We start from the raw sequence: 22,439 nt of genomic DNA on the forward strand, positions 1-22,439 counted from the left end.
GTCAGCGCCCTCCCCAGACCACCGCGCACGGCCCGAGCACCGCGAGCCACGCACCCGCGCGCCACGCGGCCTGCCGCCAGCCGGGAGCGACGAGCACCCACAGCAGCGCGGCGACGCTCGCCACGAGCGTCATCAACACGGCCGCATAGAGCCGGTTCAGGCCGTCGCCGGGGTAATGACGGGCCAGCGTCACCGCGAGCGCGGCCGCACCCGGCAGCACGCCGCCGATCGCGATCGCCGCCCGCGCGCCCCAGCCGGACGCCATCAGAATTGGCCGCGCACGGTCAGCATCACGTTGCGCGGTTCCCCGTAACGGTTGTTCCAGCCCGGCTGGCTCAGGCTCAGGTAGTAGTTCCGGTCGAACAGGTTGTTGACGTTGAGCGCGGCGCTCCAGTGCTTGTCGTAGCGGTAGCCGAGCCGCACGCTCGCGAGCGCGTAGCCGCCCTGGCGCATCGTGACGCCGTTCGCCTGCGCCGAATAACTGCTCTGCACCTGCACGCCGCCGCCGATGCTCCAGCGCCGCTCCTGCCAAGGCAGGTCGTAGTTGGTCCACAGCCGGAACAGGTGGCGCGGGTTCGGCAGCGGCGCGAACGTGCCCGCGTTCGCGAGGTTGTCCGCATAACGCATCGTGTCGTACGTGTAGCTTGCCCATACGCTCCACCACGGCGTGATGCGGCCGTTCGCCTCGAATTCGAAGCCCTGGCTGCGCACGCTGCCGCCGTTCACGTAGTAGCAGCTCGGCCCCGCGCACGGATGCGCGAGATCGACCTGAGGGTTGTTGTCGAGATCGATGCGGAACGCCGCGAGCGACACGTCGAGCTTGCCGCCCGCCAGTTCACCCTTCACGCCGGTTTCATAGGTGCGCCCCTTCACCGGCGTCAGGATGCCGCCACCCCACATCGACTTGGTCTGCGGCTGAAACACCTCCGCATAGCTCGCGTACCACGACCAGTCGCGCGCGAAATCCCAGATCAGCCCGCCGTACGGCGTGAACTGGTGGCCGGTGTTGTAGTGCGCGCCGAGACTGTCCTGGTTCCACCAGCTCATCCGGCCGCCGAGCACGAGCGTCACCGGTTCCGCGAGCTTGATGCGGCCGAGCCCGTAGACGCCCTTCTGCGAAATGTCGTTCTGCTGCGACTGCTGGTACGGCCCGATGCCGGGCTCGGGCACGCTGCTCGGGTTCCAGCGGTACACGTTCACCGGCGTGCCGGCCACGTTGCCGAGCAGCGGCGCCGTCATCTGCCCGCTGCTGCTGTTCGCATACGTGATGCCGAACAGCAGGTCGTGCGTGAGCCCGAACGCATGCACGGGGCCCTGCACGTTCGCATCGACGCTGCGGCTGTAGCTGCTGAACTGGTACGCGCTGCCCGTCAGCCGGCCGCCGGCGCCCGTCGCCGGATCGATCGCGCCGAACGAACCCGCGTACTTCAGGTCGGAGCGCACGCTCTGGTATTCGCCGCTGACCTTCGCCTTCCAGCCGGCGCCGAGCTTCTGTTCGACCGACGCGAACGCGCGCGTCGTGTCCCAGTTGAAGCGGCCCCACGCGGTGTCGAGGAACGTCGAGCGCGACAGGCCGAGGCTCGACCCGTCGCGCGCCATCGGCACGCCGGACATGTCGGGCACCGACGACGTCGTCTGGTACTGCGCGCCGAACGTGAGCAGCGTGTCGCGCGTCACGTCGACTTCGGTGACGCCGTAGATCGAACGCGTGTCCTGCTTCGCATGGTCGTAGAAGAAGTGGCGATCCTCGTACGCGGCGACGAGCCGGCTGCGCACGGTGCCGGCCGCATTGAGCGGGCCGCCGATGTCGGCTTCCGCGCGATAGCGGTCCCAACTGCCGACGCTCGCGGTCGCATGCGCGGAGAACTGGTATTGCGGACGCTTGCGCACGAGGTTGACGGTCGCGGCCGGATTGCCCGAGCCGTGCAGCAGCCCGTTCGCGCCGCGCAGGATTTCCACGCGCTCGTACACCGAGATGTCCTGCGGCGCGCTCGCCATGTCGCCGATCACGACCGGCACGCCGTCGAATTCGAACGAATCGACCTTGAAGCCGCGCACGAAGTACGCGGTGGTGAGCAGCACGTAAGGCTGAATGGTCACGCCGGCCGACTGCTGCATCACCTCGTCGAGCGAGAACAGGTTCTGCTGGTCGATCCGCTCGCGCGTCGTCACGCTGACCGACTGCGGAATCTCGCGCAGCGCAAGCGGCATCTTGCCGACCGTCGCCACCGACGGATCGTCGGCCACGCCCCGCGATGCGTTTACCGCAATCGCCTTGAGTTCGCCCGCGGCGGGCGGCGCGGCGCCCGCCTCCTCCTTGCGAACTTCCGCGCCGCCCGCCGGCGCCGCATCGACGAACGCGGCCGCCGGATGCGCGGCGATCAGCAGGCCGAGATACAGCGACGGACGCCAGCGCCCGAAACGGGCGACGCGCGCGCCCTTCATCATCGATCTCCCAGGTTCCCGTACCTCGTACCGCATTCACGCCCCCGTATTTGATAATCATTCTCATTATCAATTAGAACCGGCAGGCGATTTTTCGATCGAGGGGCTTTTCCTATCGATTCCGGGCACGGCAGCCCGCATTGTTCACGTCACTGTTCGGATTCGGCCGGACGGGTTTCCTCGCCCCGGCCGGCGGGCGGCGCCCCGTCGGGCGGCTGGCTGGCGCGGGCGAACGTCGCGTACCACGCATCGGTCTCGATCAGCTGCGCATGCGTGCCGGTCGCCCGGATGCGGCCCGCGTCGAGCACGACGATCGTGTCGGCGGCCGCCGCGAGCGCCGGCTGGTGCGTGACGACGATGCGCGTGCGCTGCCCGCGCAGCGCGACGAGACTGTCGCGCACGCGCCGCGCGCTCAGTTCGTCGAGGCTCGCGGTCGGCTCGTCGAACATCAGCACCGGCGCCCGCGCGAGCAGCGCCCGCGCGAGGCACGCCCGCTGGCGCTGCCCGCCCGACAGCAACTGGCCGCCGGGCCCCACGTCGGTGTCGAGGCCGTCCGGCAGGCGCTCGGCGTCGCGCAGCAGGCCGACCGCGTCCAGCGCGGCGCGCAGCTGCGCATCCGTCGCGTCCGGCCGCCCCATCCGCACGTTCCACGCGAGGCTGCCGCGAAACAGCCCGTTGTCCTGGAACACGAGGTTGCGCGTCGCGGCGAGCGTCGCCTCGCTCAGGTGCCGCACGTCCGAACGGCCGAGCAGCACGCGCCCGGTGCACGGATCGTCGAGCCGCGCGAGCAGGCCGAGCAGCGTGCTCTTGCCCGCGCCCGTGGGGCCGACGATCGCGACGAAGCCGCCCGCCGGACAATGCAGGTCGACCCCGTCGAGCAGCGTCGCGCCGCTCGCCGACCGATAGCCGACACGCACCGCATCGACGCTCGCATCGTGTACCGGCGTGCCGCGCTCGGGGCTGTCGAAACGCGGTGCATGCAGCACCGCGAGCACGGTGTCGAGCGCGCGCCAGCCGCCGCGCAGCGCCTGGTCGAGCTGCGTGAGCTGCGCGAGCGGCTCGATGAAGCGCACGAGCAGCACGAGCACCGCCACGGCCGTCGCCGCGTCGAGCCGGCCGGCCGCGACGGCCCACGCGCCGCCGACCAGCATCGCGACGAACACGCCCTGCACCGCGCCCGCGAAGCCGAGTTCGATCGGCAGCGAGCGCCGCATCAGCGCGCGCGTGCGGCGATGCCGTTCGTCGAGCGCGCGCTGCAGCGCCGCGCGCGCGTCGCCGTCCCGGCCCGCGAAGCGCAGCAATCCCTGATGCGCGGCGAAGGTCTGAAGCTGCACGGCCATGTCGCGATCGCCGGCGGCGCGCGCCTGTTCGAACGCGAGCGTGCGGGCGCCGCCACGCTCCAGCAGCGCGAACAGCAGCCCGGCCGCCGCCCCGAGGCACAGCGCGATGCGCCAGTCGATCCACGCGAGCCCCGCGACCACCGCGAGCGGCGTGACGACCGCGCCGATCAACGGCCCGAGCAGATGCGCGGGAATCCCCATCGCCTGCATCACCGGCCCGCGCAACAACCCGGCCGGATGACTGTCGCGCACCGTCTGCCACGACGCGACGCGCGGCAAGTGCCGCACGAGGCGTTCGACGAGGCCGACGGCCAGCGCGCCGCCCGCGCGATAGCCGCGAAGCTGCGCGACGTACAGCACGAGCGCATGGCACAGCGTCAGCGCGCCGAGCACGGCCGTCCAGTGCAGCGCGGCCGCCTGCGCGCCGGCAAACCACGCGCGGATCAGCGGCACGAGCAGCAGCCCGCACGCGCCGTCGAGCAACGCGGCGGCCAGCGCCCAGCCCACGCCGCGCCACAGCGCGCGGCGCGTGTCGCGCGGCAGGCACTGCAAACGTTCGAGCGACTGCATCATCGTGCGGCCTCCCCGCCTGCGGCGCCGCGTTCGCGCCAGAGCCGCGCATACAGCCCGTGCGCGGCGAGCAGCGCCGCATGCGTACCGCGTTCGACGATGCGGCCGCGTTCCATCACGAGAATCTGGTCCGCGTGCCGGATCGCATCGAGATCGTGGCTGACGATCACGCGCGTGCGCGTGTCGGCGCGCAGCGCGTTGCGCAACGCGCGCCCGGTTTGCGGATCGAGCGCCGACGCCGGTTCGTCGAGCAGCAGCAACGGCGCGCGCGACAGCAGCGCACGCGCGATCGACAGCCGCTGCAGTTCGCCGCCGGACAGGCGCACGTCGCGCCCGCACACGCAGTCGTAGCCGCCCGGCAATGCGTCGATGCGCGCGTCGAGACAGGCCGCGCGCGCGGCGGCGCGAATCGCGTCGCGATCGGCATCGGGCCGGTACAGCGCGATGTTCGCGGCAATCGACACATCGTCGAGCGCCGTCGCTTGCTGGAACACCATCGCAACCTGTTCGCGGCGCGTCTGCGATGTGAGCCGCCGCAGATCGGCGCCGCCGAGCCGCACCGTGCCGCGATCCGGATCCATGAAGCGCGCGAGCAGCATCAGCAGCGTGCTCTTGCCCGCGCCCGACGGCCCGACGATCGCCGTGGTCGTGCCGGCCGCGATCGTCGCATCGATGTCGCGCAGGATCGGCTCGCCGTCGATGTCGACCTGCACGCCGCGCAGTTCGATCGACGCATCGCGCGGCACCTGCGCCGCGCTGTCGGCGGGTTCCTGCAGGCCCGGCTGCGCGAGCAACGCGTCGAGCCGCGCGGCGGCCGCGCGCGCCTCGCGCAACGCATCGGCGCCATGACCGAGCGCGCGCACCGGCGCCGCGATGGCCCAGACCAGCAGCGCGAACGCGCACAGCGTGCCGACCGGCAACTGCCCGGCCGTCAGCCACGTCGCGCCGAACACGACCCACGCAAGCAGGAACGGCGTGCCGAGCAGCACCTGCGTGCAGGCGCCGAGCCCGCCGATGCGGCCGACCCACGCCGAGAACGCGTGCGAGAAATGCCCGGCCGACGCCAGCGCGGCCGCCTCGATGCCGGCGCCCGGATACTGCCGCACGAGCGCCGGATTCTGCGCGAGCTGCGCGTAGTCGCCCATCAATCGTTCGAGCGCCGCGTTGCGCGCCGCGAAGGCCGGCGCGAATCGCGCCGAGCGCATCCAGCGGAACAGCGCCGCACCGGCGGCGAGCGGCGCGAGCGCGAACGCGAGCAGCACGGGATTCAGGTAAAGCAGGCACGCGAGCGCCGCGCACGGCACGACGACGAGCTGCGTGAGATCGGCCGGCGCATGCGCGACGAGCTGATGCAGCGCGCGCACGTCCTGATCGACGTGGCGCGCGACGCGGTCGCTGCCCGCGCGCGCGAACCAGCCCAGCGGCAAACGTTGCAGATGATCGGCGAGGCGCTTGCGCAGGCGGTCGCCGAGATCGGCGTCGACGCGGTGCGTCAGGTGCAGCGCGACCGTCTGGCCGCCCAGCCAGCACGCGCCGGCCGCCACGGCGGCGACGAGCCAGCCGCGCGCGGCCACATCGAGCTGCGGTGCGACGCGCCATGCGTCGGCGAGCTGCGCGAGCGCGAGCCGCGGCACGAGCGACGCGATGCCGGCCAGCGCCTGCAACGCCACCGCGGCGACGAGCGGCGCCGCGAACGGCCGCAACATCGAAAGCAGCGGCCCGTTCATGCGGCACGCTCCAGCAGCATGCCGAGCGTCGCGGCGCGCGCATCGCCCGGCGGCTGCTCCGGAAAACCGAGTTGCGCGGTCAACTGCTGCCAGACGCGCGCCACGTCGATGCCGCGCTGGTTGCACGCATGCAGCCCTTCGCCGGACACGAGCCGATCGACCGCACGCACGGCGGCCTGCGGCCAGCTTCGCGCGTGAATCTCGCCCCACGTATCCCGCGCGTCGTCGCAGATCTGGATGCTGGGCATGGCGTCGCCGGCCGGCTCGCCGAAGATCGGAAAGAGGCCGTCGTCGTCGCTCGCCGGCTCGCGCAGCCCGGGCGCCCACCACAGCGGGCCGTGCGGCGACGCGAGCGTCCAGGTGCCGGCGTCGGTCGTCAACGTGATGCTGAACAACAGGCTCATCCGGCCGTCGTCGGCCGCTGCCATCTCATTGTGCACGCGCAGCGACACCGGCGTTTCGGCGAGCACCATCGCGCATTCGCGCATCGACGACAGCGCCGGCCCGATCGGTTCGACCGACCACGGCCCGACACCCTGCAATGCGGCCGCAAGCACGTCGAGCGCCGCGTAGCTCGCCTGCACCGAGCACGCCACATCGGCATGCACGGGCGCGCACGTCTCGCACAGCCGTCGCGCGACCGCGATGAAGCGCGCGACGACCGGCAGGTTCGGATAGAAGCTGTTGAGCAGGCAGTGGCGGCCCTGGCGCGACGCGGTGCGCAGCACGCCGTCCCATTCGTCGGGCAGCAGCGGATGCTCGATCACGACGTCGATCCCGCGTTCGAGCAGCCGGCACGCGAGCGCGGCGCCTTGCTCGCCGCGCGCCGCGCCGCCGACGGCGACGCAGGCGACGCGCACGTCGTCGGGCAACGCTTCGACGCGGTCGAACACCGGCGCGCCGACGCGCGCGGCCAACGCCGCGGTGCGCGCGCTGCCCCGCCCGAGAATGCCGGCGACGCGATACGAACCGGACGCCGCGAGGCCCGCCGCATAGAACTGGCCGAAACGGGAGCCAGCCACGACGACCGGCAGCGGATGGACCTTCATCGTGCCTCCTTCAGGTGCGTGTCGACGAACGCGGCGTTCAGGCAGTCGAAATGACCGCCGGGAATATCGACGGCGGTGATGCCGCCGAGCGTCTGCGCCGTCCAGTAATCGGTGAGCGCCGCGCGCTGCTGCGGGATCAGCGGGTTGCAGCGCTCCGGCACGAACAGCCGCAGCGCGCCCGCATACGGCGCGTCGCCGGCCCAGTGGCACGCCTGCACCGAATGCATGAAGAGCCGGTAAAGCCGTTCGCGCTCGTCGAGCAGCGGATGCGCGAGTTCGTCCTGCATCGACAGGCCGGCCGCCGCGCGCAGCACGCGGCGACGCAGCGCATCGACCGGCTCGCAGCAATCGCCGAAGATCTCGAGCTGCGCCTGCAGGCTGCCGGGCGCGAGCCGCGCGGGGTCGGCCTTCAACGCGTCGGCGAGCGCGTCGGCCAGCACGTACGTTTCCGGGAAGCCGAGCGCATCGAGCGGCAGCCCGAGCGTCGCCGCGAAGTTGAACAGCACGAGCCGTTCGTCCTCGATCAGGTACGGAATCCGGTAGCTCGACACGATGTCGAGCGTGCGCACCGCGACGCCGAGCTGCACCAGCGACTTCGCCATTTCGAGCGCGACCAGCCCGCCCGAGCAATAGCCGAGCACGTCGACCTCGCGCACGCCGCTGCACCACAGCGCATCCGCGTAGCGCCGGCCCAGCGTCGCGTTCAGGTGGCGCACCGGCAGGTCGAGGTAGTCCTGCGCGTCGCGCACCGCGAAGCCGAGCACCGGGCCGAGCCGCGCGAGCGCGGGAAGCACCGGACGATACGCATGCACGGTGCCGAGCCCTTCGTGCACGATCACGCGCGGCACGCCGTCGCCGGGCGCGAGCGGAATCGGGCGCACCGCCGCGCGCACGCGCGGCGCCGGCGCATGGACGACCGCCGATGCAGGCGGCGTGCGCGAGGCGGCAGGCGCGGCCGTCGGTATCGCGCCCGCCGGCTGCGCGCTCGCGTCGCGCAGGCATTGCGCGAACGCGGCAGGCGTCGGCTGCGCGAGCACCCAGCGCAGCAGCCGGTCGAACGGATGCGCATGCGCGAGCGGTTCCTCGCCGCGCAGCCGCGACACGAGTTGCGCGATCAGCAGCGAATCGCCGCCCGCGGCGAAGAAGTCCTGATCCGGCGAGACGTTGCGCGTATCGAGCACGGTTTCCCACAGGCCGATCAGCCGCGCCAACAGCGGATCGGCCGCCGGTGTGGGCGCCGGTCGGGCCACGGCCGGCGCCGGTTCGCGGATGTCGGCGATGCCGGCCAGCGTGCGGCGGTCGATCTTGCCGTTCGCGGTCACCGGCAACCGTTCGAGCACGCGCAGTTGCGACGGCACCATGTAGCCCGGCACGCGCTCGGCCACGAACGCCAGCAGCGCATCCGGCGCGAGGCGCGCCGCGCCGCGCTTCACATGCGCCAGCAGGATGTCGTAGCCGAGCGCGGCGAGCGGCGTGCCGGGCGCGACGCAACCGAGCGCGCGATCGCCTGCCTCCGCCTGCAGCCATTCGAGCCACTGCGCGTGCGGCACGAACAACCGCGCGGATGCGGCCCGCGCGTCGTCCGGCGTCTCCATCATCAGCGCCTGGCTGATGCTGATTTCCGGATGCTCGGCCGTCAGCTCCTGGATCACCCACCACGCGTCAGGCGCCGACAGCGCGCGCAAGCCGGCGATCAGCGCGACCGTGTCGCGCGCATTGTTCAGCGCGCCGGAGCTGATCGTCATATCGACCGAATGCGGCGCGATGCCCTGCGCGTCGCATCGCGCGTTCATGTCGAAGCGCACGAAGCGCATCCACGGATACGCGGCGAAACGCTCGCGCGCGGCCGCGAGGAAGTAGCTCGACACGTCGCTGAACAGGTAATCGATGCGCGTGCCGGCTTCGACGAGCGGCGCGAGCGCATCGACGATCGCCCGCGTCGCGGCGGCCGTGCCCGCGCCGATTTCGAGGATGCGCCACGCGCGCCGAGGCTCGCGCGCGACGACCGCCCGCACGGCCTGCGCCATCCCGCGATGCAGCGCGCGGGCGTGCTCGCCGTCCCTGTACATCGCTTCGGCGATATGCGCGGCGCCTTCCGGGAACATCAGGCCGGCCGGCGATACGCTGCCGTCGATCTGCGCATCGAGGCATCCCGCGCTGGTGCGGAAATAATCGACGAGAACGGCCGGCCACAGATCGGGCGATGCGTGCTGCGCGAATGCATCCCAGCATGCGAGCGCGTCGACGACGCCGGCATCGGGCCGCATGCGCCAGCCGTCTTCGCCGTCCGCATCCAGCACGCCGTGCGCGACCAGCATCGCGAGCCAGTGGCGCAGCAGATGCCGTCGCGCCGCCGGCACACGCAGCCGCTCGCACAGCGTCGCGAAGCCGGTCGAGCCGTCGGCCGTCAGGCCGCCAGCCGGCACGATCCACGCGGCGAGCGACGCCACGCACGCCGTTTCGAGTTGCGCGACCGAGCGCGACACGTCCGCCTGCGCGGGCCAGCGCGCCGTGTCGAATGCCGCACGCACATGCGTCGCGATCTCGTGCAGCGCGTCGTCCTGCGCCGACGGAGGCGCGTCCGCGCCGTGCAGCGATACGAAGCTCGCGAGCCGGCGCTCCGCGCCGTCGCCGAGCACGATCGTCGCGGCCGCGCCGACGAGCGGATGCGCGGTCAGCGCCGCGTCGATCTCGGCCAGCTCGATCCGGTAGCCGCGGATCTTCACCTGATCGTCCTGCCGGCCGAGGAATTCGAGCGAGCCGTCGGCCCGCACGCGCCCGAGGTCGCCGGTGCGGTAAAGCCGGCGCCCGTCCGGATGACGGATGAACCGTTCGGCCGTGCGCACGGGATCGTTCGCATAGCCCGTCGCGAGCCCGACGCCGCCGATATGGATCTCCCCGCGCACGCCGGGCGGGCACGGCCGGCCGAGTGCGTCGAGCACTTCCATCGTCTGCCCGGTCAGCGCGCGGCCGTACGGAATGCTCGCGAGCTGCGTATCCTCCGGACGGATCGGATGCTCGATCGACCAGATCGACGCCTCGGTCGCGCCGCCGAGGCTGAACAGCGCGCTGTCGGGCCAGCGGCGCCACCAGCGGGCCGGCAGCGTCACCGGAATCCAGTCGCCCGACCACAGCACGCGGCGAGGGCCCGGCACGTCGAGCGCCGGCTCGCCTTCGAGGTAGTCGATCAGCATCTGCCCTTGCGCGGGCACCGAGTTCCACAGCGTCACGCGGTGGCGCGCCATCAACTCGGCCCAGTGCGACGGATCGTTGCCGCGCGCCGGGTCGGGCAGCACGACGCACGCCCCGCGCGCGGTCGCGCCGAAAAAGTCGTACACGGACAAGTCGAAGCTCAGTTCGGCCAGGCCCAGCACCACGTCGCCCGCGCCGACCGCATGTCGCGCGTTGATGTCGGCGAGCGTGTTGCACACCGCCGCGTGGCTCAGCATCACGCCCTTCGGCTCGCCGGTGGAGCCCGACGTGTAGATCACGTAGGCCAAGGCATCGGGGGCGACGTCGCGCGCGGCGCGCGGCGGCCATTGCGGATCGTTCGGCAATGCATCGATATCGATGCGCACGCAACCATCGTGTTCGAACGCGAGTGCCTGCACGCTGACGACCGCGCGCACCCGCGCATTGCGCAGGATCGCCTGCTGCCGCAGCGCCGGCTGGCGGCTGTCGACCGGGACGTACGCGGCGCCCGCCTGGACGATCGCGAGCACGGCCGCGAGCTGGTGCGCGCACTTCGGCATCAGCACCGCGACGGTATCGCCCACGCCGACGCCGGCCCGTTCGAGCGCGCCACGCAGCGCCGCCGCATGTTGCGCGACCTCGCGGTACGTGCGTGCGCCCCGCGCATCGATCACGACCGGCGCATCCGGCGTGCGCAGCGCCTGCGCGGCGAACCCGGCCGCGAGATGCGTATCGGCGTCCGGATGCACGTCGGCGACGGGCGCGGCGGACGGCAATACGATGTCGCCCGCGCGCGACCACCATTCGGCATCGTCGGCCAGCCGGCCCAGCAGCGCGACATACGCATCGAACATCGCGGACGGCATGCCGTGCGGAAACAGGTCGTCGCGCACGTCCCAGCCGATTTCCAGCCCGCCGAACTGGTCGGTCACCTGGCAGTCGAGCCACACCTGCGGCGTCTGGCTGATCATGTAGCGCGGCGGTTCGGCGCGCGCCGCGTGCTCGCCGAGCAGGCGCCCGACGCTGCCGATCCCGCTCGTGAACACCACCGGCATCAGCGCCGCATCCTTGCCGCGCCGCCGCGCGAGTTCGCGCATCACGTCGACGCCGGTGAGCGCGCGATGGTCGAGATCGTCGAACATCCGCGCGCCGATCGCGCGGGCACGCTCGACGAAATCGCGCCCGTGCGTCGCATCGACGGCGAGCAGGCTCAATGCGGTGAAATCGCCGAGCACCGCATCGATACGCGGATGCACGGGCAGACGGTTCAGCACCGTCAGGTTCAGGCAGAACGCCGGCGCCTGGCTCCAGCGGCCGACGACCTCGGCGAACGCGGCCAGCGCGACGCTCGCCGCGCTCAGCCCGAAACGGCTCGCATGGCCGCTCAGCGCGGCCCATTGCGCGCGATCGAGCCGCGCATGCCGATGCGTGAAGCGCGGCCGCCCGTCGGCGCGCAGCGCGGGCACGATCGGCAGATCGGGACGTGCGGGCAGATCGTCGAGCCGGGCAAGCCACCACGCCTTGTCGCGTGCATGGTCGGCACGCGTCGCGGCCTGCGCTTCATGCATCACATAGTCGCGGAACGTCGCGTCGAGCGGCGCCGGTTGCCATTGCGGATCGTCGTAACGACGCCGCCATTCGGCGAGCAGCAATTGCAGGCTCGCGTAGTCGATCAGCGTGAAATCCACGGACAGGTGCAGCACCGCGCCGTCCGGCCCGACGCTCACTTCCGGCTGCAGCACCGGCCAGCGGTCGAGCGCGTGCACCGCATGGTCGAGGCGCTCGCGCACGCGGTTCAGGTGGGCGTCGAATGCGTTCGCGTCGGCGTCGCGCAGGTCGTGCACGGTGAGTGGCTGCCACGGCACGTCGGGCAGCACGCGCTGCCATGCGTTGTCCTCGACGATCGCGCGCAGCATCGGATGGCGGGCGACGCACGCATTCCACGCGGCTTCGAAACGCACGCAGTCGAGACCCTTCGGTTCGTCGTATTCGACGTACAGATGGCAGGCGCTGCCGCCGAAGTCGAATGATTCGTGCCGGCCGAGCACGTACGCGGCCTGTACCGGCGTCAGCGCAAACCGTTCGTACTGGCGCGCCGGATCGCTGCGCCACGCGCCGCCCTGAAGGAAACGGACGAACGCATCGCGTTCGGCCTTGATGCGTGCGGCGAGATCCGCGTCGAGCGCGCCGGCCGGCGCGCGATAGCGCAACTGGCCGTCGTCGTCGCACCACAGTTCGATCTGCCGTTCGCGGCAGAGGTCGAGCACGTCGTCGAAGCTCACAGCACGCCCTCCTCGATCGTCGCGAACGATGCGTCGCCATCGGCGGGCGCCGCGGGCGTCAGTGCGTCGAGCTGCGCCGCGAGACCGGCGAGCGTCGGCTGCCGGTAGAACGCGGCCATCCCGATCCGCACGCCGAGCCGCTCGCGCAGTTGCGCGAGCAGCCGTGTCGCGAGCAGGCTGTCGCCGCCGAGCGAGAAGAACGTCGCGTCACGCGCGTTCGCCGCCCGGCCGAGCGCCTGCTCCCAGCAGGCGAGCAATGTCGCGCGCCGTTCGTCGGCCGGCACGAACGCGTCGTGCGCGGCCGGCGCGTCGCCGAGCGCGCGCGCGAGCGCGTCCCCCACCGCCCGGCGATCGATCTTGCCGTTCGCGTTCAGCGGCCAGCGCGGCGCCCACCACAGCGCATCGGGGCGCATCGCGTCGGGCAACCGGTCGCGCAGCCAGTCGGCCAGCGCCGCCTGCGCGGTCGGCTCGCCGGTCCGGCGCGCATCGATGCACGCGAACGCCGCCGAGCGCCAGCTCCGCGCATCGACCGCAAAGCCGCATGCGTGCGCGGCCGCCGCGAGCGCGTCGTGGGCGAACGGCCGCGGCGGCGACGCATCGCCCACGACGCCCGCGACGAGTTCGCGCAGCGGCGAATCGCGCAGCACGTCGGCGAGCAGCAGGCGGCCGTCCCGCGCGAGCAGCGCGGCCGCGATCCGGAACGTGTCGCGCGGATCGTCGCGCAGGTGCGCCGCCGCGAAACTGATCACGCAATCGAATGCGCCGAGATGACGGGCGGGCAGCAAGCCGTCCTGCATCGTCTGAAGCGCAGGCAGCGTTCGCGTGAAGCGTGCCCGGGCGTCGTGCAGCAGGCCCGGCGACACGTCGAACAGCGTCACGTCGAAACGCGGATCGTCGAGCACGCCGAGCCCCGCATCGAGCGCCTGGCCCGCGCGCGCATCGAGCACCGCGACGCGCAATGCCCCTGCGTGTGCCGCGGCCTGCGCGTCCAGCGCGGCGGCGAACGCGCGCAACGTGCGGGCGCCGTCCGGCAAACGCGTCGCGAACGCGAGCGGCGCCACGCACGGGTCCAGCGGCACGCGCTGCGCGGCGGTATCCGGATCGGCGGCGAGCGCGCGCAGCGCGGCCGTCAGCTCGTCGAGATCGGTTGCCTGCCAGTCGAGCCGATCGAGCGCCGCGTCGATGGCCATCGATGCGTCGCCGTTTGCGTGCCAGTGCGCACGCAGCGACGGCGGCAGGCCCGCGCCATCATCGAGCAGCCGGCCGGCGACGGCACGCGCGACGGCCGCTTCCGCCGGCATCGTGTCGGCCATGCCGGCCTCGACGAGCGATGACGGCGCCGTGTCCGCTGCCGCGCGATCGGCCGGCACGAACGCCGCGACGATGCGCGCGGCCTCGCCGTGGACGACGCTCGCGCACGCGCCGTCGATCAGCGAATGCACGGCCAACGCCGCCTCGATCTCGCCGAGTTCGATCCGGTGCCCGCGCACCTTCACCTGCCGATCCTCGCGCCCGAGAAATTCGAGCGTCCCGTCCGGCCAGTAGCGGCCGCGATCGCCGGTGCGATACCAGCGGCCCGACGCGTGTTGCACGAAACGCTGCGCGGTCAGCTCGGGATCGTTCCGGTAGCCGCGCGCGAGACTGTCGCCGCCGATCAGCAATTCGCCCGGCACGTAATCGGGCGCATCGCGCCCGTCGCCATCGACGACGCGATACGCCTGCCCCGGCAATGGCCGGCCGTACGGAATCGAACGCCAGTGCGGCGGCACGTCGTGCACCGTCTGCACGTTGGACCAGATGCCGGCCTCGGTCGCGCCGCCGAGCGCGTGGAACGCACAGGCATCGCCGCAGCGCTCGCGCAGCCGCGCCGGCAGGTCGAGCGCGATCCAGTCGCCGGACAGCAGCGCCGCGCGCACGCTCCGGCACGCGTCGCTCGCCGCCGGCACGGCCAGCGCCATTTCCAGCAGCGCGGGCGCCGAGTTCCATAGCGTCACGCGGTGCTGCGCGATCAGCTCGATCCAGCGTGCCGCATCGCGCGCTTCGTCCTGCGTCGGCAGCACGAGTTCGGCGCCCGCCCCGAGCGCGCCGAACAGGTCGTACACCGACAGATCGAAATCGAGCGCCGATACCGCGAGCAGCCGGTCGCCCGCGCTCACGCCGAGCAGCGCGTCGATCGCATCGATCGTGTTGATCGCCGCCGCGTGCGTCATCTCGACGCCCTTCGGCACGCCGGTCGAACCGGACGTGTAGATCACGTAGGCCGTCGCCTGCGGCGCGACCGCGAGCGGCGCGGCCAGCGGCACATGCCGCAGCAGCGCGGCGATGCCGACATGCGGCAGCGGCCCGTCCGCGCATGCGACGTCGCCGATCGCCATTTTCACGCCTGCCGCGCGCTCGATCAGCGCCTTGCGCGCGACCGGCTGCGCGACGTCGAGCGGCACGTAGCACGCGCCGGCCGCCAGCACGCCGAACACGGCCGCGACCTGCGCGGGACCGCGCGGCAGGCTGATCTCGACGGCATCGCCGTGCCCGATTCCGGCCGCCCGCAACCCGCCCGCGACCGCGAGCGCCTGCGCGGCCAGTTCGCCGCGCGTCACCGCGCGGTCGCCGCATCGCAGGGCCACGGCGGCCGGCTCGCGCGCGGCCAGCGCGAAGAAATCGTGATGCAGCGTGCGCGCGCGGCCGCAGGCCGGCAACGCGTTGAGCGTATCGCGCACGCGCCGCTGCGCGGACGGCAGCTCGACCGCGATCGGCCACCGCCAGTCGCGATCGCACAGCGCCTGCACGAACGCGACATACGCGCCGAACATCGCGTCGATCATCCCGTCCGGGAACAGGCCGTCGACGCTGTCCCACGCGAGCAGCGCGCCGCCCCGCACGCGATAGAGCTGATGGTCGAGCCATACCTGCGGCGTCTGCGAAATCATGTCGTGCAGATCGCCGAATACCTGCGCGAACGCGTCGGGCACGAACGATTCGTCGCCGAGGTTGCACGAGAACACGACGGGCGCCGCGCGCGGCATGCCCTGCCGACGCGCATCGCGCAGCACGTCGAGCGCCGGATACGCGGCGTGCGCGATCGCACCATGCAGCCGCTGCTGAAACGCACGCACCGTATCGGCCGCGCTCGCATCGGCGCGCACGTCGCATTCGACGAGCAACAGCGTCGTGAAATCGGCGATCACGCGGCCCAGGTCGGGCGCATCGCCATGCCGGTCGAACAGCGGCACGTTCAGCAGGAATGCCTGCCGGCCGCTCCAGCGCGCGAGCACGGCCGCGAACGCCGCGCCGAACACCGACGACAGCGTGACGCCATGCTGCGCGGCGCGCGCCTGCAGGCGCGCGAGCTCGTCCGTGCTCAGCGTATGTGCGACGCGGCTGAAACGCGGCGCGCGGATCGTTTCCGGCGCACGGGCGAGCGGCAGCGCGGGCCCTTCCGGCAACGCCGCGAGCCGCGCCTGCCACGCGTCGCGCGCCGCGGCGCGTGCATCGCGCGTTTCGGCCGCGCGACGCGCGAGCCAGGCCGGGAACCACGTCGACGGCGCGGCGGGCAGCGCCGACGGCTCGGCATACGCGACGCCGATCTCCTGCATCAGCAGCCGCACGCTGTCGACGTCGGCCGCGAGCAGATCGACACTGAGCCACACGCGATCCTCGCCGCCGGGCATCTGCACGAGTCCCATCATGAACACTTGCGCGTGCTCGACGTCGAGGCATTCGTGCGACCGGAACGCACGCAGCGACACCCATTCGGCCTGCGCATCGGCCGCCGTCCGGTCGCGCCAGTCCGCATGCGCGAACACCGGCGCATTCGACTCGGCGAGGATCTGCTGGCGGCCGCCGTCGAAACGCGCGCGCAGCATCGGATGACGCTCGCGCACGCGCCGGCATGCGATGTCGAGACGAACGGGATCGATCGCGCGGCTGCGGAATTCGAGAAACGCGTGACAGCTCACGTTGCCGAGCACTTCGCCGTCGCCGCGGCCGAGCCAGTACGCCTGCTGCACCGCGGACAACTCGAACGGCGCGTGCACGTCGACCGCTTCGGCAGCGACGACGGCCTCCGCCCGAGCGGCGCGAGCGGCCCGAGCGACAGGCGGCGCACTCGTGAGCAACGCGGCCCACGCGCCGAGCGTCGGCGTGCGCGCGAGCGCATCGAACGTCAGCGCATGGCCGAGCCGGTTCAAGCGCGTCTGCAGATACATCAGCCGGATCGAATCGAGGCCGCAGCTCAGCAGGTCCTCGTCGTCGTCGAGCGACGCGATTTCATCGACGGATTCGTCGAGCAGCTCGGCGATCAGCTCGACGAGCCGCGCGCGAAAATCAGTAGGAGAACAACAGGAAGGATCGGAATGGTCGGTCGTGGAATCGACAACGGTCTGGCTCATGGGCACGCCTTGTATGGGTCGTTCGGCGGCGGCTCCGCGCGGCGGCGGCCACCTGTGAATGAGAATCTATCTCATTAACACCCATGCGCCCGGTCGATTCCTTTAGGCTGCCGGTCAGTTGTTTTAGATCGCCGCGCCCGCCAGTTCCTCGTGGTCGATCGCGTTCGACGACACGCGAATATCGCTCGGCGAAATGCCGTAGCGCTTGCGGAACGCGATTGAGAAATGCGCGGGGCTGTAGCCGACGCGGTACGCGACGGTCGATACGTTCGCATCCTCCGCACACAGCATCGCGTGCGCGGTCCGCAGCCGGTATTCCTGCAGATACGCGTACACGCTCGTGCCGAACACCTTGCGGAAACCGGCCGTCAGCTTGCGCGAATTCATCCCGACGCGCGCCGCGAGCGCGTCGAGCGTCGGCGGATGCTGGAGCTCGCGCGTCAGGATGTCGCTCGCCGCGTACACGCGCTCGACATCCGACGACGTGACGCGCACGTCGGCCGGTGCGGACTGCCGCTGCGTGGCCAGCAACTGCGCGCTCAGCGCGGTCAGCTCGAACGCCTTCGCCTTCAGGTAGTACTCGCGCACGGCCCCCCTCGAACGGACAGGTGGCGATCTGCACGGCGAGCGCCTGCAGCGCCTTCGACGCCGGGCAACTGACGATGCGCGGATCGCCGCCCGTCGGCGCGAGCAGCTTCTCCGGCAGCAGGCTCAGGTTGCGGTCGAGCGCATCGAGGCCGAGCTGCACGATCGTGTAGCGCAGCGGCACGTCGCGGTCGTAGATCTGGTGCGTCGTGAATTCGCCGTCGTTGGCGATCACGCACAGGCCCGGCCCCTTGATGCATTGCTCGGGCTGGCCCGGCACGCGGCAGCGCAACTGCCCGCTCTGCACGAGGACGAGCTTCAGCCCTTTTTCGAGCGGCTCCTCGTACCAGTCGCGGCTATCCGAGCACAGCGTGCCGCTCATGAGTTTCATGCCCGCGTCGATGTGCACCACGCCCGGGTGATTGCCGGGCACGAGCACCGGCGGGTGACGTCGTGACGAAGCGAAGGAGGTCGATCTCATCGGAGGTCCGTTGGTTAGGCGGCACGCGCGGACCGGCACGCACCGGCAGCCGGCCGATTGTCCGGCCGGATTGGCCGGGCGCCGCGCGACCGGCGCCTGATCGAACGAAATTGCCGCGATATCGAAAGAAACGGCGCTATCGCAGCACCCGTTCCAAATGATAATACCTCTCATTTACATTTTCTGACAACTTGCCGGAACCCAAGGTCAGCGCATGCAACCCTCCCCTTCCTCCCTGGCGGCGGCCGTGCCGGCCGACGCGCCCGACTGGCCCGACGACTTCGCGCGCCGCTATCGCGACGCCGGCTACTGGCAGGACACGACGTTCTTCGACGCGCTCGACGCGTGCGCGCGGCGCCATCCCGACGCGCTCGCCATCGTCGACGGCGCGCGCCGCCTGCGCTATCGCGATCTGCTGGCGCGCATCCGCCGCCTCGCGGGCGGCCTCGCACGGCTCGGCCTCACGCGCGGCGACGCGGTCGTCGTCCAGTTGCCGAACGGCGCGCGCTTCATCGAGACCTGCTTCGCGCTGTTCCAGCTCGGCGTGCGGCCGGTGCTCGCGCTGCCGGCCCACCGTCACTACGAGATCGGCGCGTTCTGCCGCTTCGCCAGTGCGCGTGCTTACCTCGGCGCGTCGCGACTCGGCGATTTCGACTGCCGGCCGCTCGCGGCGGCCTTGCAGGCCGACTGCCCGACGCTCGAGCACGTCGTGATGGCCGGCGACGATCACGCGTTCACGTCGTTCGACGCGCTGTACGACGCGCCGCCCGTGCACGCCTGCGCGGCGCGCGCCGACGACATCGCGTGCTTCCAGTTGTCGGGCGGCACGACCGGCACGCCGAAGCTGATTCCGCGCCGCCATCGCGAATACCTGTACAACGTGCGCGCGTGCAGCGCCGCGAGCGGTATCGATGCCGACACCGCCTATCTCGCCGCGCTGCCGATGGCGCACAACTTCACGCTGTGCTGCCCCGGCACGATCGGCGCGCTGCTCGCGGGCGGCCGGGTCGTGACGACGTCCCGGCCCGAGCCAGACCAGAGCTTCGCGCTGATCGCGCAGGAACGCGTCACGCATACCGCGCTCGTGCCGCCGCTCGCGCTGCTGTGGCTCGACGAGCAGCCGCAACGGCAGGCCGATCTGTCGAGCCTGCGCGTGCTGCAGGTCGGCGGCGCCCGGCTGATGGACCACGCGGCCGCACGCGTGACGCCCGTGCTCGGCTGTCGATTGCAACAGGTGTTCGGCATGGCCGAAGGGCTCATCTGCTGCACACGGCTCGACGATACGCCCGAGCGCATCGCGCGCACGCAGGGCCGCCCCGTCTCCGAAGGCGACGAAGTGCGCATCGTCGACGAAGCCGGCGCACCGGTCGCGCCCGGCGAAATCGGCGAACTGCAGGTACGCGGCCCGTACACGATCCGCGGCTACTACCGGCTCGCGGAGCACGACGCGACGGCGTTCACGGCAGACGGCTTCTACCGCAGCGGCGACCGCGTGCGGCGCACCGCGGACGGCGACCTCGTCGTCGAAGGCCGCGACAAGGATCAGATCAACCGAGGCGGCGAGAAGGTCTCGGCCGAGGAAGTGGAGAACCTGCTGCTCGCGCATCCGCAGGTGCACGACGCGGCGGTCGTCGCGATGCCCGACCCGATGCTCGGCGAGCGGACCTGCGCGTTCGTCGTCGCACGCGCGCCTGCTCCGTCCAGACTGATGCTGAAACGCTATCTGCGCGACCGCGGGCTCGCGGCCTTCAAGATCCCCGATCGGATCGAATTCATGCCGCGCTTTCCGGAAACCGGCATCGGCAAGACCAGCAAGAAATCGCTGCGCGACCTGTTGCGCCGCCAGTTGCAGGCGGCGGCCGCATGAGCGCGCGCCCGACCGAGTCGAACTGGATTCGCGAGTTGCGGCTGTCGCCGTGCCCGCGCGCGCAGCTCGTCTGCTTTCCGCACGCGGGCGGCACCGCGAATTTCTTTCGCGGCTGGAGCCGTGCGTTGCCGTGGGACGTCGATCTGCTCGCGCTGCAGTATCCGGGCCGCGAGGAACGCTTCGGCGAGCCGTGCCTGCACTCGATCGACGCGCTCGCCGGCCCCGCCGCCGACGCGCTGCAACGCCATGCACACGCGCCGCTCGTGCTGTTCGGGCACAGCCTCGGCGCCGCGCTCGCGTACGAGGTCGCGGTGCGGCTCGAGGCGCGCGGCGCCGCGCCGCTCTACGTCGCCGTTTCCGCGCTGCCTCCGCCGCACCGGCAGCGCCCGTCGGATCTGCACCTGCAATCCGACGACGCGCTCGCGGGAGACGTCGCCCGGCTGTCCGGCGAGCACGCCGCGCTGCTCGCCGACCCGGAAATGCGCGCGATCTACCTGCCGATGATCCGCGACGACTACCGCGCGATCGAAACGTATCGGCGCGAGCGTCCGCCGCGCATCGACGCGCCGCTCGGCGTGATGCTGCCGCTCGCCGATCCCGAGTTCGACAGCGACGAGGCGCATGCGTGGCAGGACGTCGCGACGCGCCCGATCCGCGTCGCGACGTTCGACGGCGACCACTTCTACCTGCGGCACCAGTACCCGGCGGTGATCGCCCATCTGGTCGAACGGATCGACCAGTCCCTTCGTTACGGAAAGGAGTACACATGAAAACACCGGACGCCTGCACGGGGCTGCCCGACATTCGCGAAGCGATCGATCGCCTGGACGCCGACATCATCGACGCGCTCGGCCGGCGCATGCAGTACGTGAAGGCCGCGTCGCGCTTCAAGCCGGACGAAGCAAGCATCGCCGCGCCGGAGCGGGTGGCCGCGATGCTGCCCGACCGGCGCCGCTGGGCCGAACAGGCCGGCCTCGACGCCGACTACGTCGAGACGCTGTTCGCCCAGCTCATCGCGTGGTACATCGCGCAGCAAACCCGATACTGGCGACAACAGCGGGGGCTCGCATGACCGCCGGCCTTCCGCTGCTGCACGACACGTTCGCGCGGGCGGCCCGCCGCGCCGCCACCACCGGCACGCCGACGCTGGCGTCGGTCTCGGTGCCGCTGCGCGCGCTCGACTTCTTCGACCTGATCGCCGCGTGGGACGACGGCGTCACGCCGTGGTGCTTCCACGAAGCCGGCGATGCGTCCGTCACGCTGTTCGGCTGGGACTGCGCGCTCGAACTGAGCGCCGCCGGCGACACGCGCTTCGCGCAGATCGACGCACGCTGGCGCACGCTCGTGCGCGACGCGGTCACGGCCGGCCCGCAGCCGCCGCGGCTCGTCGGCGGCTTCCGGTTCGATTCGCGGGGCCCGCGCAGCGCGCACTGGTCGCCGTTTGCCGATGCGAGCATGACGCTCGCGAAGCTGCTGATCGTGCGCGAAGGCGATGCGCACTGGGCCGTCTGCCAGCAGGTCGTCTCCGCCCACGACGATCCGGCCGCGCTCGCGCATGCGTGTCTTGCACGGATCGACTCGCTCGGCGCCCTTGCGCCGGCCGCGGAAGACGAGGCGCCGCAACTGCTGCACACGCAGGCGCTGCAGGCGAGCGAATGGCAGCACGAAGTCCGTCGTGCGGTGGACGCCATCCACGACGGCGCATTCGGCAAGGTCGTGCTCGCGCGCGACGTGCTCGAGCAGTACGCGCGGCCGGTCGCGATCGCGCCGCTGCTGCGCCGGCTGCGGCGGCGCGACCCGCATGCGCACCTGTTCGCGGTCCGCCGCGCGGGCGCGTGCTTCGTCGGCGCCACGCCCGAACGGCTCGCGCGTGTCGCGGCCGGCGACGTGCGCACGCATGCGCTGGCCGGCACGATCCGGCGCGGCGCCACACCCGACGACGATCGCGCACTCGGCGCGGCGCTGATGGCTTGCGCGAAGGAACGGCTCGAACACGCGCTCGTCGTCGACGCCATCCGGGCCGCGCTCGCGCCGCTGTCGCGCACGCTCGACGTGCCCGATCGGCCGTCGCTGCACCAGTTGCCGAAGCTGCAGCACCTGAGCACGCCCATCCGTGCGACGCTGAACGCGGATGCGACGCTGTTGCAGGTCGTCGCCGCGCTGCACCCGACGCCCGCGGTCGCCGGCCATCCGCGCGCGGCGGCGCTCGACCACATCCGTGCGCACGAAGGCTTCGATCGCGGCTGGTATGCGGCGCCGATCGGCTGGATCGACGCGCACGGCAACGGCGATTTCATCGTCGCGCTGCGCTCGGCACTCGTCGCGGGCGGCGCGTGCCGGTTGTTCGCGGGCTGCGGCATCGTCGCCGATTCCGAGCCGGCCAACGAATATCAGGAAACCGAACTGAAGCTGTCGGGCATGCGGGCGGCGATCCGCGTGCGCGATACGGCGGCGGCCGTGCGTGGCCGCACGCACGCGTCGGCCTCGTCGACGGTCGACTGATTCGCGCCGGC

General features: G+C 71.8%; 11 protein-coding genes and 1 pseudogene. 4 read left to right on the plus strand and 8 right to left on the minus strand.

Annotated features, from left to right (window positions below):
- Window position 1 precedes the first annotated feature (1 nt).
- The 8 genes and pseudogenes from LGN10_RS00255 to LGN10_RS00290 form a co-directional block, all read right to left on the minus strand.
- Window positions 2-265, minus strand: coding sequence for a hypothetical protein (locus LGN10_RS00255; RefSeq protein WP_060968490.1), 264 nt, complete (start codon window positions 263-265; stop codon window positions 2-4).
- Window positions 265-2,448: a TonB-dependent siderophore receptor gene (locus LGN10_RS00260; RefSeq protein WP_226221107.1), complete on the minus strand. Its 2,184-nt coding sequence runs from the start codon at window positions 2,446-2,448 to the stop codon at window positions 265-267. The genes LGN10_RS00255 and LGN10_RS00260 overlap by 1 nt, the downstream gene beginning before the upstream one ends.
- 146 nt (window positions 2,449-2,594) lie before the next feature.
- Window positions 2,595-4,358 (minus strand): ABC transporter ATP-binding protein, encoded by a 1,764-nt coding sequence (locus tag LGN10_RS00265; protein WP_319001208.1) that lies wholly within the window; start codon window positions 4,356-4,358, stop codon window positions 2,595-2,597.
- Entirely contained in the window at window positions 4,355-6,082 is a 1,728-nt protein-coding gene (locus LGN10_RS00270) for an ATP-binding cassette domain-containing protein (RefSeq protein ID WP_226221109.1), read from the minus strand. Before LGN10_RS00270 ends, LGN10_RS00265 begins: the two co-directional genes overlap by 4 nt.
- Window positions 6,079-7,131, minus strand: coding sequence for a Gfo/Idh/MocA family oxidoreductase (locus tag LGN10_RS00275; RefSeq protein WP_226221111.1), 1,053 nt, complete (start codon window positions 7,129-7,131; stop codon window positions 6,079-6,081). The genes LGN10_RS00270 and LGN10_RS00275 overlap by 4 nt, the downstream gene beginning before the upstream one ends.
- Complete coding sequence (locus LGN10_RS00280; RefSeq protein ID WP_226221113.1) at window positions 7,128-12,605, minus strand: non-ribosomal peptide synthetase; 5,478 nt, start codon at window positions 12,603-12,605, stop codon at window positions 7,128-7,130. The genes LGN10_RS00275 and LGN10_RS00280 overlap by 4 nt, the downstream gene beginning before the upstream one ends.
- Window positions 12,602-16,993 carry a non-ribosomal peptide synthetase gene (locus LGN10_RS00285; RefSeq protein WP_226221115.1) on the minus strand — a complete coding sequence of 1,464 codons (4,392 nt, stop codon included), beginning with the start codon at window positions 16,991-16,993 and terminating at the stop codon, window positions 12,602-12,604. The genes LGN10_RS00280 and LGN10_RS00285 overlap by 4 nt, the downstream gene beginning before the upstream one ends.
- 123 nt (window positions 16,994-17,116) lie before the next feature.
- Window positions 17,117-18,059, minus strand: a pseudogene (locus LGN10_RS00290) (helix-turn-helix transcriptional regulator).
- 214 nt (window positions 18,060-18,273) lie between these two features.
- On the opposite strand from LGN10_RS00290, the gene LGN10_RS00295 reads away from it, so the two are divergent.
- Genes LGN10_RS00295 through LGN10_RS00310 form a run of 4 tightly spaced genes read left to right on the plus strand, consistent with a single transcriptional unit; the run spans window position 18,274 to window position 22,428 of the window.
- Window positions 18,274-19,926 (plus strand): (2,3-dihydroxybenzoyl)adenylate synthase, encoded by a 1,653-nt coding sequence (locus tag LGN10_RS00295; RefSeq protein WP_226221117.1) that lies wholly within the window; start codon window positions 18,274-18,276, stop codon window positions 19,924-19,926.
- A complete protein-coding gene (locus LGN10_RS00300) occupies window positions 19,923-20,696 on the plus strand; it encodes a thioesterase II family protein (RefSeq protein WP_226221119.1) in 774 nt (257 codons plus the stop codon). The genes LGN10_RS00295 and LGN10_RS00300 overlap by 4 nt, the downstream gene beginning before the upstream one ends.
- On the plus strand, window positions 20,693-20,998 hold the full coding sequence (locus LGN10_RS00305) for an isochorismate lyase (protein WP_059640806.1): 306 nt from the start codon (window positions 20,693-20,695) through the stop codon (window positions 20,996-20,998). Before LGN10_RS00300 ends, LGN10_RS00305 begins: the two co-directional genes overlap by 4 nt.
- A complete protein-coding gene (locus LGN10_RS00310; protein ID WP_226221129.1) occupies window positions 20,995-22,428 on the plus strand; it encodes an isochorismate synthase in 1,434 nt (477 codons plus the stop codon). The genes LGN10_RS00305 and LGN10_RS00310 overlap by 4 nt, the downstream gene beginning before the upstream one ends.
- Window positions 22,429-22,439: the final 11 nt, after the last annotated feature.

It is taken from the genome of Burkholderia sp. AU32262, assembly GCF_020419985.1.
In the GTDB taxonomy this organism is placed as follows: Bacteria; Pseudomonadota; Gammaproteobacteria; order Burkholderiales; family Burkholderiaceae; genus Burkholderia; species Burkholderia semiarida.

Coding starts and splice junctions, on each gene's coding strand:
- LGN10_RS00260 (WP_226221107.1), bottom strand. CDS start 2,448: ATGATGAAGGGCGCGCGCGTCGCCCGTTTCGGGCGCTGGCGTCCGTCG.
- LGN10_RS00275 (WP_226221111.1), bottom strand. CDS start 7,131: ATGAAGGTCCATCCGCTGCCGGTCGTCGTGGCTGGCTCCCGTTTCGGC.
- LGN10_RS00300 (WP_226221119.1), top strand. CDS start 19,923: ATGAGCGCGCGCCCGACCGAGTCGAACTGGATTCGCGAGTTGCGGCTG.
- LGN10_RS00265 (WP_319001208.1), bottom strand. CDS start 4,358: ATGATGCAGTCGCTCGAACGTTTGCAGTGCCTGCCGCGCGACACGCGC.
- LGN10_RS00255 (WP_060968490.1), bottom strand. CDS start 265: ATGGCGTCCGGCTGGGGCGCGCGGGCGGCGATCGCGATCGGCGGCGTG.
- LGN10_RS00270 (WP_226221109.1), bottom strand. CDS start 6,082: ATGAACGGGCCGCTGCTTTCGATGTTGCGGCCGTTCGCGGCGCCGCTC.
- LGN10_RS00310 (WP_226221129.1), top strand. CDS start 20,995: ATGACCGCCGGCCTTCCGCTGCTGCACGACACGTTCGCGCGGGCGGCC.
- LGN10_RS00285 (WP_226221115.1), bottom strand. CDS start 16,993: ATGAGCCAGACCGTTGTCGATTCCACGACCGACCATTCCGATCCTTCC.
- LGN10_RS00305 (WP_059640806.1), top strand. CDS start 20,693: ATGAAAACACCGGACGCCTGCACGGGGCTGCCCGACATTCGCGAAGCG.
- LGN10_RS00295 (WP_226221117.1), top strand. CDS start 18,274: ATGCAACCCTCCCCTTCCTCCCTGGCGGCGGCCGTGCCGGCCGACGCG.